The organism is Buttiauxella sp. 3AFRM03 (assembly GCF_003675305.1).
Classification (GTDB): Bacteria; Pseudomonadota; Gammaproteobacteria; order Enterobacterales; family Enterobacteriaceae; genus Buttiauxella; species Buttiauxella ferragutiae.
Genome location: NZ_CP033076.1, coordinates 4,270,855 through 4,285,654, shown reverse-complemented (window position 1 = coordinate 4,285,654; position 14,800 = coordinate 4,270,855). Strand labels below are relative to the sequence as shown.

The 14,800-nt window shown below is 52.5% G+C and carries 8 protein-coding genes; 6 read left to right on the top strand and 2 right to left on the bottom strand.

Going from position 1 to position 14,800, the window contains the following annotated elements:
* Together D8682_RS21425 and D8682_RS21420 are read right to left on the bottom strand one after the other, a co-directional pair.
* On the bottom strand, positions 1–1,440 hold the full coding sequence (locus D8682_RS21425) for a sugar porter family MFS transporter (RefSeq protein ID WP_064544408.1): 1,440 nt from the start codon (positions 1,438–1,440) through the stop codon (positions 1–3).
* Between the two features lie 77 nt (positions 1,441–1,517).
* Complete coding sequence (locus tag D8682_RS21420; RefSeq protein WP_121815092.1) at positions 1,518–4,793, bottom strand: DUF5107 domain-containing protein; 3,276 nt, start codon at positions 4,791–4,793, stop codon at positions 1,518–1,520.
* Positions 4,794–4,908: 115 nt separating this feature from the next.
* Between D8682_RS21420 and D8682_RS21415 the strand changes: the two genes are divergently transcribed.
* The 6 genes from D8682_RS21415 to D8682_RS26830 all read left to right on the top strand — a co-directional run bounded on the left by D8682_RS21415 (position 4,909) and on the right by D8682_RS26830 (position 14,623).
* Positions 4,909–6,105 carry an ROK family protein gene (locus tag D8682_RS21415; protein WP_064544405.1) on the top strand — a complete coding sequence of 399 codons (1,197 nt, stop codon included), beginning with the start codon at positions 4,909–4,911 and terminating at the stop codon, positions 6,103–6,105.
* 215 nt (positions 6,106–6,320) lie between these two features.
* On the top strand, positions 6,321–7,712 hold the full coding sequence (locus D8682_RS21410; RefSeq protein WP_121815091.1) for an MFS transporter: 1,392 nt from the start codon (positions 6,321–6,323) through the stop codon (positions 7,710–7,712).
* Positions 7,709–9,907, top strand: coding sequence for an alpha-galactosidase (locus tag D8682_RS21405; RefSeq protein WP_121815090.1), 2,199 nt, complete (start codon positions 7,709–7,711; stop codon positions 9,905–9,907). The genes D8682_RS21410 and D8682_RS21405 overlap by 4 nt, the downstream gene beginning before the upstream one ends.
* 168 nt (positions 9,908–10,075) lie before the next feature.
* Positions 10,076–11,509, top strand: coding sequence for an OprD family outer membrane porin (locus tag D8682_RS21400; protein WP_370090776.1), 1,434 nt, complete (start codon positions 10,076–10,078; stop codon positions 11,507–11,509).
* Positions 11,510–11,519: 10 nt separating this feature from the next.
* Positions 11,520–14,450 (top strand): hypothetical protein, encoded by a 2,931-nt coding sequence (locus D8682_RS21395; protein WP_121815088.1) that lies wholly within the window; start codon positions 11,520–11,522, stop codon positions 14,448–14,450.
* The gene (locus D8682_RS26830; protein WP_157092929.1) at positions 14,450–14,623 is read left to right on the top strand and encodes a hypothetical protein; all 174 of its coding nucleotides are present in this window, start codon (positions 14,450–14,452) and stop codon (positions 14,621–14,623) included. Before D8682_RS21395 ends, D8682_RS26830 begins: the two co-directional genes overlap by 1 nt.
* Positions 14,624–14,800: the final 177 nt, after the last annotated feature.

Genomic DNA, 14,800 nt, shown 5'->3' with positions numbered 1-14,800 from the left:
TTAATGCGCCGTTCTTTGCGCACGCGCTTTCGCTTCTGCGCCGTATTGGTCCGCCATGCGTTTTTCCAGCGCTTCAAGGCTGACACCTTTGGTTTCAGGCACATAACGGCGCACGTAGATAAAGCCAGCTGCGCAAATCACACCGTACAGCAGGAAACTCCCCGCCGCCCCCAGCCCCGCATTCAATAATGGGAAGGTGTAGGTCAACAGGAAACACGCCACCCACAAGGCCAGCGTCCCTATAGACATCGCAAGTCCTCGCACACGGTTCGGGAAAATCTCTGAAAGCAGCACCCAGGTCACCGGTGCCAGCGTCAGTGCATAAATCGCAATCGCCGCCAGAACCAGAATCAACACCGGCAACCCCATAATACCCAGGCCATATGCCGCGCCGATTAACGCATAAATAATGGTTAAACCCGCTGCGCCAAACAACATCAGTTTGCGACGACCAATTTTGTCCACCAGCGGCAATGCGGCCAGGGTGAAGATCAGGTTAACCAAACCGGTCGCCACAATGGATTTCAACGTGCTGTTAATATCAAACCCGGCAGAGGCAAAAATTTCCTGCGCATAATTGAATATTACGTTAATGCCGCACCACTGCTGGAACACCGCCAGCACCATACCGATGATAATGATCGGTTTGACCTGTGGCTGCCACAACGCACTCCAGGAAACTTTTTGCGTGTCTTTGTTCAGAGTTTGCAGAATGTCATTGAGCGTTTCATCGGCATATTTCTGGTTACCAATGCGTTTGAGCATCTGGTGAGCACGTTCATTTTTACCGGCGCGAGCCAGCCAGCGCGGTGATTCAGGTACAAAGAACATCAGCACTAAAAACGCCAGCGCGGGAACCAGTTCCGCACCAAACATCCAGCGCCAACCGACTTGCCCATTCCAGCTTTCAGTGATTTGCTGCATGGTCGCGGTTGAGGTCACCGGTTCGGCAATCATCAGGTTAATCAACTGAGCCGCCAGCACGCCCACCACGATAGTTAACTGGTTGATGGCAACAAACTTGCCGCGTTTTTCCGCCGGACTGACTTCTGCGATGTACATCGGACTTAACGCTGAAGCCAGGCCGATGCCCACACCGCCAACGATACGAAACACCACAAACATATCGAAGTTGCTGGCCATCGCCGTACCCCAGGCCGAGGCACTAAACAGGATAGCCGACATAATCAGCGGGACTTTGCGCCCGAATTTGTCCGCACTCCAGCCAGAAATCAATGCGCCAAAAATGCATCCAGCCAGGGCAGAACTCATCGCCCAGCCAGATTGAGCCGGATCGGTAATCGAAAAATAGGCTTCGTAGAACGGTTTCGCCCCACCAATCACCACCCAGTCATAACCAAACAGCAAACCTCCGCAGGCGGCGACCAGACAGATAGTCCAGACATACCCCATGCGTAATTGTGTCGGTGCATTAATCATGTTGTTTCCTCAATAAAATCTTGTAGAGATACAGAGGAGCGGGATTGTTCTCCCGCCGTTTATTGTTATTTCAACGCTCAGGCAAACACACCGCGCTGCACCGCAAGCTGCAATAAATGAGCTTTATCGTGAGCCGGGTTTTGCGACAGCAAGGCTTTCAGTGCTGATTCAAACTCGGGATATTCCTCCAGTCCAAGATGCCCAAGGGCGGCGACAAACAGGCAGTGCTGTTGATGTGCAGATTGACGATCGGCATCCAGCGCGACCAGATCAGGTAGCGAGACGGCGAAGAAATCTGGCTCAGAATGGTGGTTAAAATGTTCATCCGCCCAGGCAATAAAGCTGCGGAATTGCACCTCGGCCTGGTTTTTGTCACCGATACGGCTTAACGCCATCGCTTGATAGAACAGGTAATCGACCGGCTGATCGTTGTAGTAGCGCCCGGCTTCCAGAGTGGCCCCCCCTTCCAGCGCGCGTTCGAAATAGCGCTGCGCACGCTCCGATTGTTGAAGTTGCTGTGCACACCAGCCGAGCAGATACCAGATATCGTTATCGCTCTGGCCGACTAAGCGCCCTTCACCAAGGTTTTCGGGATAGCTCAGCGCCTGCTGTAGCAGTTCTTCCGCTTTGCCATACTGCTTATTAGCAATCGCGTTCAGCGCCCGGCGTTGCAGGTTAATCAGATACTGCCCGGTGACTTTGCCCTCCCCGCCTTCCCACGGATGGAATTTACGCTGCGCCAACACCTGGGCTGCCGCGTCAGTTTCACCATGAATGTTCCACAAGCTGAGTAATTCAGCGGTCAGATCATCGCGTTTGAGGACCACATCGCGACGTACTGCAAGGAGTGCGAGCCGCTGCTCGGTTGAGCGGCCAGTGAGTTTTTGCAGATAGTCGAGTTCAAACAGGAAGCGGGCGTTTTCCGGTTCAAGTTCAACCGCATGTTGCAGATACTGTTCCGCCACTTGCGCATTGTGTTGTTTATTCCACGCATGAATGCCCAGCACACGCTGCACCGCGCCAAATTCAGGCAACTGCTGCGCCGCAAACTCCCAGCAGGCGACAGCTTCGCCATAACGACGTTTGCTGTACCAGAAACAACCCAGCAGATATTGCGCGAAGCCATCGTGCGGCAAGCGTTGCAGCATTTGCACTTCATCCAGCGTGTTGGGGAAACGCACTTTGCGAGCAAAGACTTGCTGCGCCTGTTTCACCAAAGCCAGTTGTTGTGCGTGGTCAGTTTCCAGAGCGGCTTGCCACAACAGCGGCATCGCTTCCTGGGCATCGAGAACGCTCAACACTTTTTTGGCCGCCGTTTCCTGACCCAAACTCACCAGCCACCCCGCCAGAACACTGGCGTTGATCCCGCGCCGTCCGGTGACTCGCAGCAGTTCTGCTTTATCAGTTTCGTTTTGCGTGCTGGCCCAACGGGCGTAATGCAGCACGTAGCTCAGCGGATATTCTTCAAGCTGCTGGTCAATCCACTGTTGTGCCTGTTTTACGGCACCCGTTTGCTGTAACAGCAGGGCTTTTAGCCCCATCGCCAGGTTATTACTGCCATTAAATTTCAGACTTTGATTCACAAACGCCAGCGCCTGGGCGTCATCGCCTTTGCGCAGCGCCAGGCGCGCCAGGGCATAAAAAGCCGCATCACGGCAGTTGCCACTCCAGCTCGCTTTGAAGTAATCATCAAACGCGCCTGCAAAGTCGCCCTGCTTCTCTTTTGCCGCACCGCGTAACATGCTGGCGTCGCCGTTTTGCGGGTTCTTGTTCAGGCGATGGGCGCGTTTCAGTGCCGCATCTGCCAACTGCTCAGCAAGCGCCCAGTTCGCACGGTTAAATTCAAGCTGCCCTAATGCCACGTTGCAGCGGTAATCTTCGGGATCTAACGCCAGCGCACGCTGGTAGTAATCGAATGCCGAACGACTGGCGTGCAGATACTGCTCCAGATGCTGGCCGATAAAATACAACTCGTCGCAGTTAGTAATTTCTTGCGGTTTGGCAGGAACGCAGGCGGGCTGTGGCAGCGGCAAGTCTTCTGCAACATGTTCGCAATAAGTGAGAATCAGCTTGCCCTGCGCATCTCGCAAATTCAGGGTCAGGCGTTGCGGCCAGCTGTCTGCGAGAGTTTCCTGCCACGCCTGCGCCGGTTGCAGCGTCAGCGCTGTTTTCCAAAACAGGCTGCCAGCCGATTCAATTTCAAGCGTGGCGCCTGTCAGCGGCGCGATGGCATAAACACCAAGACGGAGTTCGCCATTGTGGCGCTCCAGTTTAATTGCCGCCTGGGTGTTGGCATTCTGCAACGTACCAAGCTGGCTATACGGCAGGAAATTCTGCACGAAGATTTTTTCTTCATACGGCGCAATCCAGGTGAAATCTGGCTGATTGTCGGTGAACACCCCGGTCATCAGTTCAATGTATGGGCCATTTTCATCCGTCAGATTACGATCCCAGGCCTGGCCGAAATCGCAATTGCCCCATGTCCACTGCTTCTTACCCGGTGAAACATGGTGATCGGCGATGTGCAACAGGCCGCCTTGTTCACCGTGATGGTATGCGCCGACAAAATCGTAATCCGATTTATCCGCCATGTACGACGTTGGAACGGGAATGTTTCTGTAGCGTGAGATATCCACGCCTGCGGAATAGTCGACTTTATAGTAAGTGCCGTGGGCAATCGGGAAGGCCGATACGTCGCGTTTGCCGTGGTCGAATACTGCCGTGACATCTGGCGGGAACACGCTTTGGTGCTCATCGCCCCCTTTCACCGCCGGGTTCGCCCACCACAAGAAATGGCGCGGAGTGGCGTTGCCGTTAAATACTTTGCCGGTGATTTCAATCAGCGCTTTTTGCGGATAGAGCGTAAAGCCGGTCATTACCTGCAAACCGCGCATCGGCTCCACTTCACCGAGCCACACCGTTTGTGCGCCGTTTTCATGTTGCTGGAAAGTCACATCCACCGGCATAAAGGTGGTTGGGCGGTGGTGCTGCGGCCAGTTAAATTCAATGCCGCCGGAGATCCACGGCCCCACTAATCCCACCAGCGCGGGTTTCACCACTTCGTTGTAGTAAACGAAATCACGCTCCATCACTTTGTCATAAGCACGGTGAATACGGCCACCCAACTCCGGGAGCAGCATGACCCTGATAAAATCGTTTTCAATCCACACGGCTTTGTAATCACGCATCTCACGCTTGCCGGTGAGAGTGTCAATCACACCGTAAGGATAAACAGCGCCTGAAGATCCCTGATAGACACGGTTTTCTAAAAACATCGGATTCGGGTCTTCCGCACCGGTGGTCCAGGTGGGTAAAGCAATAGTCTCTTGCCAGACGTTAACGGCTCCGTACATTTCGCATCTCCAGTAAACATTAAACAGTTAAATAGGATATGTTTGCAGTGTAGGGAACTCATCGCGGCTTAAAACGCTTAATGCTCACGCAATATAGTTAACGGAGTTAAGTGAAATGCAGATTTCAGGGCTGAACAATCAGCGGGTGCGGCAGGTTAATCGCCAGACCATGATGAAGCTGGTGTGGCAGCATAAGCGGCTCAGTAAGTCGCAGTTTTCCCAGTACACCGGTCTTTCTATCCCTGCGGTCAGTAAGATTCTTGATGAGTTAGTGAATGATGGAAAGCTCAACCACTCCACTGAAAATCTCAGTAATCGCGGCCTTAACAGCGGCAGTTACCAAATCCCACCCGACGGTGATTTCATTCTTTGCATGAATGTGACACCCACCAGCATTGAGAGCCAACTGTGCGATGCGCAACTTTCGCCACTGGGCGAATTTGAACGTATTCATGTCAATGCTGCCACGCCGCAGGTTTTGCTGGCAGCGATTGAGAATATCTGGCGTCATCATCATAAAAACTGGCCGAAAAAAACCATTAACCTGGCGTTGGGCATACACGGGCAAGTCGATCCGGTGACAGGTGTTTCACAAACCATGCCGCAAGCACCGTGGCGTGAACCGATTGAAATCAAATACTTGCTGGAAGAAAAACTGGGTATTACGGTACGTGTGGATAACGATTGTGTGATGCTGGCGCTAGCGGAGAAATGGCAGAATCCGGAAAGCCGCCAGGATTTTTGTGTCATCAATGTGGATTACGGTATCGGTTCATCGTTTGTGATCAACGGGCAGATTTACCGTGGCAGCCTGTACGGCAGCGGGCAAATTGGCCACACGATTGTCAACCCGGACGGCATGGCGTGTGATTGCGGAAGGTACGGCTGCCTTGAAACCGTCGCCTCGCTTAGCGCGCTGAAAAAACAGGCACGCATCTGGCTTAAATCGCAACCCAGCTCGCCTAAACTTGACCCTGAAACATTGACGTCAACGCAATTAATTGCCGCCTGGCACGATGGCAACGAGCAGGTGCGGCGCTGGGTTGAGAGCGCCGCCAATGCCATTGGGCTGAGTCTGTATAATTTTCTCAATATCCTGAATATCAATCAGATTTGGTTTTACGGCAGAAGCTGTGCGTTTGGTGATGAATGGCTGGCAACCGTTGACCGGCAGATTGGCTTTAATCCCTTTGATCATGGCGATGCGCTGAAAGTGAAAGCAACGCAGATTAATTTTGGCAAGCTAACTCGTGCCCAGCAAATAATGGGAATTGGCTATTTATATGTCGAAAATGCACTGGAAGCAGAGTAGCAAAACCTGGGTGGAAAATATTAAACCTGTTTTTCCACCCGACATATTTCAATAATTCACTGCAATTATTAGTAATCTCTGTTTAGTTAAATATAAACCCCCGCGCAAAGTCCCACCGATTTTAATCCACTACGCTTAGCCACCTTCGGCATATCAGCTTAATTTACCGAATATCTTTCCGAGTTAATTGTTCCATTAACACAGGAGTGGTTCGAATGGAATTAGCCCATTCAAGTGAAGGTTCTGGTACTGAAAAAGATAGATATCCACGTGACAAAGTGTCCTGGACTACCGCCATTTCCTATGGCATTGGCAGTTACGGCGCAAATGTGATGTACGCGTTTATCGCTATTTACTTAATGTTGTATTACACCGATAGTTTTGGCATTAAAGCCGCTGCCGTCGGATTATTATTTTTAATCGCTCGCCTGGTTGATGGTGCAACAGATATTGCCCTTGGCATTCTGGTAGATAATACCCACACCAAAATGGGGAAATTCAGACCATGGATTCTGATTGGCAGTATTCTGGTATCGCTGACGACGGTCGCCTGTTTCTTAAGCCCAGACTTATCTGAAGCAGGAAAGCTGGCGTATGCCTACTCCACCTATATTTTGTGGAGTATTTGCTTCGCCATTATCGATATTCCCTACTGGTCATTGTCCGCCGCCATCACGCAGGACCCGACCGAGCGCAGTAAAGTCATCACTATCCCGCGCACCATTGCCACCTTTGGCTTTCTCTCTGTCAGTGCCGCAACGCTGTGGTTGGTCAAATTTGTTGGTAGTTGGGCAGGCGTGGCGGTGATTTACAGCGCTATTTTCTTAATCTGCATGTTGATTACATTCTTTGGTGTCAAAGAAAAATATTCCGTACCACGCAAAGAACGGCAAAGTTTTAAAGGATTCTGGACTTTATTAAAACAACATCGCCCGTTACGTCTGCTGCTGACCGGTATGTTTTTATTAGAAATGATTGGTGTTATTCGCGGCACCTTCCAGCTTTATTTCTTCATTTATAATTTGAATGCCGAAATGATGCTGGGTATTTTCCTCACGGTTTCAATGATTGCTCAGGTTGCTGGCGCGGTCGTCTCGCCGTTTATTTCCGCAAAAATAGGCAAGAAGAATACCGCACTATATAGCAGCGCGATTATGGCTGCCGCCTGTATGTTGCTGTTCTTTTTCCAGACCAACATCACCCTTATTTTCATCATTGGCGCACTGGCACCATTCTGTGGTGGCGTGGGGCAAATATCGCTTTATTCCATGGTGGCAGACTGTGTGGAATATGGCGAATGGCGCAGCGGCAACCGCTCCGAAGGCATGGTGTTTTCACTGAATATTTTTAAAACCAAATTGTCCGGCGCTATCGGCGGTGCCATTGGCGGATTTATGCTGTCGTGGGCGGGTTATATTCCTCACCAGGTACAGGCGGTGGAAACAGCCATGTGGATTGGCCTGTTATTTACCTTAATTCCTGGTGCGTTAACGCTGATTAGCCTGATCCCACTAGCCGGTTATGAAATTACCGAGAAACGCTTTTATGAAATTCTCGACGATATTCATCAACGTAATACCAGCAAGCCTGAAGAGGTGAAAGTATGATTACCTGGAATGCGCAACAGCAAACATTTCACCTTCACAATCAGCAGATTAGCTATGTGATGGGGATTGAACACCAACGTTATCTGGTTCACTGCTACTGGGGCAAACGCATTGCCACGTTTAATCAGTATCACGATTATCCAAAACTTGATCGTTCGTCATTTTCACCCACGCCAGCAAACTGGCCGGACAGAACATTTTCACTCGATACCGTTTTGCAGGAGTATCCCGGCCACGGCGCAGGGGATTATCGCGAACCGGCATTTGAGGTGCGCTATGCGGATGGCAACCAGGTCAGCAATTTGCACTACCTTTCGCATCAGATAGTTGCCGGTAAACCCCGCCCTGAAGGGCTGCCAGCAACGTGGGTAGAAACGCCTGACGAAGCTGAAACGCTGGTTATCACGCTTGCCGATCCGGTGACTCATTTGCAGGTTGAGTTGAGCTATACGGTGTTTCGCGACCTCCCGGTTATTGCCCGCGCGGCGCGGCTGGTTAACAAAGGTGATAAGCCGTTACGCCTGCTGCGCGCTCTGAGTTGTGCCGTTGATTTCCCGGATGGCGAATTTGAGCAGATTCAGTTTCCCGGAGCCTGGGCGCGCGAGCGCCAGTGGCATCGCCAGCCGCTCAACCCAGGCATTAGCGTCCTGGACAGCAAACGCGGAGCCAGCAGCACGCATCAACAACCGTTTATCGGCCTGGTGCGCGCGGAAACCACCGAAATGCAAGGTGAAGCCTGGGGAATGCACCTCGTCTATAGCGGCAATTTCACCGCCCGCACCGAGGTCGATGCCTTTAAACAAACTCGCGTGTTGTTAGGTATTAACCCGCACGGATTCGGCTGGCAATTGCTACCGGGTGAAGGCTTCCAGACGCCAGAAGCGGTAATGGCCTGGAGCGATTGCGGCCTTAACGGGCTTTCGCAGGCGCTGCATCGGCTATATCGCGATAACCTGGTACGCGGCCAGCATCGCCATCAAACGCGCCCGATTCTGGCGAATAACTGGGAGTCCACCTACTTCGATTTTAATGAAGAAAAGCTGCTGCACTTTGCCCACAACGCAAAACAGCTTGGCGTGGAACTGCTCATGCTTGACGACGGCTGGTTTGGCGAGCGAAACGGCGATACCTCATCGCTCGGCGACTGGTTTGTCAATCAGCAAAAATTCCCTCTCGGCCTGCGCCCGTTAATCGACCAGGTGCACGCAATGGAGATGAAGTTTGGCCTGTGGTTTGAGCCAGAAATGATTTCCCGCCGCAGTGAGCTGTTTGCGTTACATCCTGACTGGGTACTTAGCGCAGGCGAGCAGCCCCTTTCCGAGGGCCGTAACCAGTACATTCTCGATTTAGGTCGCCCGGAAGTGCGCAACAATATTCTTGAGCAAATGAGCACCTTCCTCGAGCAGCATCCTGTTGATTACATTAAATGGGATATGAACCGCAATATGACCGAAGTGGGGTCGCACACGGCCAGCCCCGAGCGCCAACAGGAAACGGCGCACCGCTACATACTTGGGCTGTACGCACTGCTCGAGGCTCTCACCACTCGCTTCCCGCATATTCTTTTTGAGTGCTGCGCGGGCGGCGGTGGGCGTTTCGACCCGGGGATGTTGCATTACATGGCGCAGGCGTGGGTGAGCGATAACACCGACGCCGCTTCACGCGTGCATATTCAGTATTCCACCAGCCTGCTCTACCCGCCGATTGTGCAATGCGCACATGTATCGGAAGTCCCCAATCACCAAATGGGGCGCTCCACCAGCATGGAGATGCGGGGCGCAGTGGCAATGAGCGGCAACTATGGGCTGATGCTGGATTTGATGCGCAGCGATACCGAGCGCGACAAAGCGGTGAGCGAACAAATTGCTTTTTATAAGCAGCATCGCGAACTGTTGCAGTTCGGCACTTTCTGGCGGCTGGTTAGCCCGTGGCAGAACCCGGACTTTGCCGCGTGGATGTTTGTCTCGCCGGATAAAAGCGAGGCATTGCTGATGGCATTTTCTCTTGTCAGCGAGGCTTCTGCGCCATTACGTAAAGTGCGCCTTGCCGGACTGGATGCGCAGGCTACTTATCAGGTAGACGACCAGCCGCAGCCTATTGGCGGGGATGAGCTGATGTATCGGGGGATTTATATCGATCCACCGCTTAGCCGCGACTACACCAGCCGTATCTGGCACCTGAAGCGCCTGCAATAGTTTTTTAGGGGGCTTATCGCCCCATTCCTTACTTATTCTAAACCCTAAATAATTCGAGTTGCAGGTAGGCGGCAAGGGAGCTTATCCCCAGGAGCTTACTTGAGTAAGTGACTGGGGTTTGTGAGTGCAGCCAACACCCCTGCGACTCGAAGTATGACGGGTATATTCATGGAAGGATTCCCTATGCGTGACATATCCTTACGGCCCCTGTTTGCCGCAATACTGGCAACAACCCCCACCCTGATGATATCGGCCCCCGTCCAGGCCGAAGGTTTCGTGGACGACTCTCATTTATCCGGAGGAATTTATTACTCGCAGCGTTACCGTGACAAACGCGATATGACCGTGGGCAGCCCGGATTACGGCCATTACGTCGAAGACCTTCACCACGCGACCTTTAACGCTAATCTCGATTTTGTTTCAGGTTATGCCGGGGGTTTTATTGGCCTTGATGTCGCCGGGTTTGCCGCCGTCAACCTCGCCACCGGCAATGCCGCACACCCCAATGAAATCAGTTTAAGTTCGGCAAACCAGCGTTGGGATGAAGACTGGTCCGGGGACAAAGGCGGTTTCAATCTCTACAAAGCCGCGCTGAAATTAAAACATGACGATTACTGGATGCGAGCCGGTTACATCCAGCCGTCCGGCCAAACGCTGCTTGCCGTGCACTGGGGATTTGTTCCCGGTGCGTATCAGGGCGCTGAAATGGGCGGTAGCTGGGACTTCGGTCAGTACGGCGCGCTTTCCAGCTCTTATTTCTGGTCTGATAAATACAAAGCGCCGTGGTACACCGAAATGTATGAATTCCGCGGCGCGGATAACACCACCAAAATCGATTATGTTCATGCCCTCGGTATGCGCTACGACTTTAAAAATAAGCTGGTGCTGGAAACCTCCTGGGCGCAGGCCGCTGATTTTATGGATCAGTACATGACCAAGCTTTCATACAGCTTCCCTGTCGCGGGCAACGATCTGCGCCTGAGTTATCAGTTTTACGGCGCCAGAGATCAGGTCGGTGACAATTCCATTGCCGCCTACGGCTCGGTCAATGACGAATACGAAGGGCTGGCCTGGCTGCAAGGCATCACGCTCGGCTACACACTCGACACGCTGGATTTCCGTCTGGAGGCGCAAACCGTCAAGGCCGAAGGAAATCAGGGCTTCTTCCTGCAACGTATTACCCCGGCTTACGCCAGCTCCAACGGGCGGCTGGATATTTGGTGGGATGCGGCTTCTGACTTCGACGCCAACGGTGAAACCTCCGTTTTCGCGGGCGTGACGTATGACCTGAAAAATTACGAACTTCCCGGCTGGGCGGTTGGCGCAGGCTACGCCTATGGCTGGGGCGGCAAGCCCTGCACGACGTGTACCGTCAACGACGAACTGGCTGACCAGAGCCAACGCATCGACGAATCGGCCTGGACGTTCAATATTGCCCACGTCGTGCAAACGGGTCGCCTGAAAGGCACGTTGTTCAATCTCCATTACATCAATTACGACAACCACGGCAGCAACCCAAACTACAGCGGTGGCTACAACAATATGTTTCAGGATGAAATTGATATCAAATTCAATGTCATTGCACCGTTTTCAATCTTTTAAGGTGTGAAAAATGATCAACAAAATAGTCTTTACTCTGGCATGCCTGATCACATTCAACGCCGCCCACGCCGCCGAGTTTTCTCAGCAGGGGCAGCAGGTTACGGTGCGCCACGGCGAGTATAAATTGCATTACGATCTTAACCGGGGAACGGGGGATTTGCTGTGGGGCAATGTCCCCGTTATCAAAACATTTCGTAGTACGGCACAATTAAGCCAGGCAAGTCTGGACAGTGCCAAAGCGGTAGGCCGCAGCGCGCTTTGGCAGAAAGTAAAAGACCCGGCTCGCGGTGAAGGTGAAACACTTACCTTGAACAACCGCTTTGCCGACGGCACCACTCTGACGGTGCGTTTTTGGTTTTTTAACGATAAAAGCTGGCTGCTCAGCGACATGCAGGTATCGGCACAAAAAAATCTGCACGTGACAAAACTTACGCCCATCAGCGCCTCGTTTGCCGATATTGGAGAAGGCGGCGATAAACGAATTTACACCACGCCCTACTCCAATAATTTCGACTTTGGCGTAGCGGCGGTAAATCATTTTGGCCTGAGCCAGAACGGAACGGATCGCTTTGCCAACCCTGATGAACCGATGGTGAAGTTCAACGGTGTCAGCCATTGGGTCACCGCGCTATTCGACAATACCAACCACCACGGTTTAGTCGCCGGGGCTGCAAGCGTGCAGAAATGGAAAAGTAGCCAGCTTTTGGGGGAAGCACAGCAGGCGAATGGCGCGCTCAGCGAATTCGCACTTTATAACTGGGGCGGAACCCAAAGTGGCAAACAGGTTAGCTCCGATCTGTTTTTTATCGGCTACTTCAACGACTACCGCGACGGGCTGGAAAGCTACGGCAAAGCTTACAACCAGGGTGAACCCCGCCTCAACTGGCAGGGTGCGGTGCCCGTTGGATTTAACGCGTTTTACTCGCACGATAGCTACGGTAAAGCGCGGGATATGTATGACATCACCGATTATGTTGCTAAAAATCTCAAACCGCTGGGGTACGAGTACATCAATATGGACGGTGGTTTTCAGCCTGATGGCTATCCCGAGGGAATGAAAACCTTCACCGACTATGTGCATAAGAAGGGGCTGAAAGCGGGCGGCTATTTGACGCCATTTGCCATCTATGAAAACTGGCTGGATCTGCCGGTAGACGACACGGGTTATAGCCATCGCGACGCCTGCCTGCATGATGAAAAAGGACAACTGGTGAAAACCTATCTGGGCAGTTACGCGCTGGATATGTCACACCCGGCGGCGCAGTACATTGTGCGGCGTAATATCAAAAATTATCTCGCATGGGGGTATGACTACATCAAGCTCGATTTCCTGGATATGGGTTTGTATGAAGGGAAACACCACAACCCGGCGGTAAACGGCATTCAGAACTACCGCATCGGCATGAAGATTATGCGTGACGAAGTACTGGCAAGTGGCCGCCCGGTATTCCTGAATGCATCCATTGCGCCACTGCTGCCCGCCGCGTTTACTCACGGCCGCCGCGCTGCCTGCGATACTTCGCTGGGCGTTGCAAACTACAGTGGTATCGAACGCCAGGCCTTTAACAGCGCAGCCTCCTGGTGGAGCAACGGCACGCTATACGATTATAACGATGCCGATATGTTCCTGCCGGAGTACATCATTCAGGGTAATAACCGCTACGGCCAGTTAGCCGCACAGCGCCTTGCCACCACGGTAGCCCTCGGCGGCGGCCACTGGCTGGTTGGCGATAATCTGCCGTTTGTCGATGAAGACCGCAGTGCATGGCTGGAAAATAAAGCCTTACTGAAGGTTGCCGCCGATGGCAGTGCCGCACGGCCAGTTTCCATGAATAATTTCTACCACGCGGGCGAACATAGCCCAGCGATGCTGGTGCGAAAAGACGATAAAGGCGGCGTGTATGTTGGGCTAACCAACTGGCAGAGCAAACCGCAAACCTTGCAACTCACGCCTGCATCACTGGGGCTTAAAGCAGGCAGCAAGTGGCAGATAACCGAACTTTATAGCGGGCAAAGCTGGCAGCAAAAACTCGGCGTTGTGAGCTACCCGCTGGCGGGAGGGGCTACCGCGCTGCTCCACTTCAGTAAACAATCTGGCGTGACGATTCCGGTGCCTGATAACCTCGCGCAGGGCAAAACGATTACCGCAGGAATAAACAGCTATGAACTGGATTTGGACAAGCTGACGCAATTTAACCAGATAGTGGTTAAAGAGCCTGCACCGTTTGCGATACGCAATTATGCGCTGGCTTATCAGGAAGGCGGCGCATGGCACACGTTAACGCGTGGCTTTATCCTCGGTGATAAGCGTACCTTTTCGTTACCGGAGATGAGCGCTCGTCGTCTGCGAGTTCAGTTTGAAAACCACGAAGGGAACCTTAACGCGCCTGAAATTGAGGTTTATCAGCACACCACGGCAGTCCCCGCCATGCACATCGTGCAGGAAAGTATTGCGCCGGGCAGCGAACGGACAGACATGCAGGGCGAGCAGCAATTGATGCAGACCTTCACCCTGCAACAGCCCGATCTGCCAAAGCTCGATTTTTGGTTGTTTGAACGCTACGTGGATGCGGTGCCAGGAGATAACTTCCGGATTCAGATTGTCTTGCTCGATAGCAAAGGTAACCCGGCACAAACGCTGTTTTCGGCAGCCCTGCCACCGTTTAATCTGCCGTCCAGGCCGGCGGTTTACTCCCTCTGGCCGCGTCTGACGGGGTTGGATATCCATAAACGCTATGCGCTGATTTTCAGCTCACAGGGATCAACCTCTCAACCTACGGGAAAAAACAGTTACAGCCTCTGGGTAAGCACAAATAATCCCTACGCCAACGGAGAACTTCGCCATTCTGTGGACAACGGAAAAACCTGGCAGACTGCTACCAACCAGGATTTGTTATTTGCCCTTTATAGCCGCGCGCCTTTCAAATCAGGAGTGAAGTGATGTTCAAAGCAGGAGTCATACTTTGCGGGATATTATTAAGCGGATGTGCCGCCCAGACCGTTAACACGCCACCGCCGATGTCGCCAATGGACGAGTGTAACCAGGCAACAAAAAATGGCGATACCGTGACTATTGCTGAGAAATGTTCGGCAATTACGCGCGATCGGCAGTAACGCTAAAAACAACAAAGCCCACATGATGTGGGCTTTCAGATTGCTGACAAAGGGTGATAAATGTGTTTTGTAGGGTGGATAAGCGTTAGCGTCATCCACCAGTTGTGTCGGATGACGCTGCGCTTATCCGACCTTGTATCTTGAACCGGTAGCTGGTTAGCTACCGGTTACATGAAA

Coding starts and splice junctions, on each gene's coding strand:
- D8682_RS21425 (WP_064544408.1), bottom strand. CDS start 1,440: ATGATTAATGCACCGACACAATTACGCATGGGGTATGTCTGGACTATC.
- D8682_RS21420 (WP_121815092.1), bottom strand. CDS start 4,793: ATGTACGGAGCCGTTAACGTCTGGCAAGAGACTATTGCTTTACCCACC.
- D8682_RS21415 (WP_064544405.1), top strand. CDS start 4,909: ATGCAGATTTCAGGGCTGAACAATCAGCGGGTGCGGCAGGTTAATCGC.
- D8682_RS21410 (WP_121815091.1), top strand. CDS start 6,321: ATGGAATTAGCCCATTCAAGTGAAGGTTCTGGTACTGAAAAAGATAGA.
- D8682_RS21405 (WP_121815090.1), top strand. CDS start 7,709: ATGATTACCTGGAATGCGCAACAGCAAACATTTCACCTTCACAATCAG.
- D8682_RS21400 (WP_370090776.1), top strand. CDS start 10,076: ATGGAAGGATTCCCTATGCGTGACATATCCTTACGGCCCCTGTTTGCC.
- D8682_RS21395 (WP_121815088.1), top strand. CDS start 11,520: ATGATCAACAAAATAGTCTTTACTCTGGCATGCCTGATCACATTCAAC.
- D8682_RS26830 (WP_157092929.1), top strand. CDS start 14,450: ATGTTCAAAGCAGGAGTCATACTTTGCGGGATATTATTAAGCGGATGT.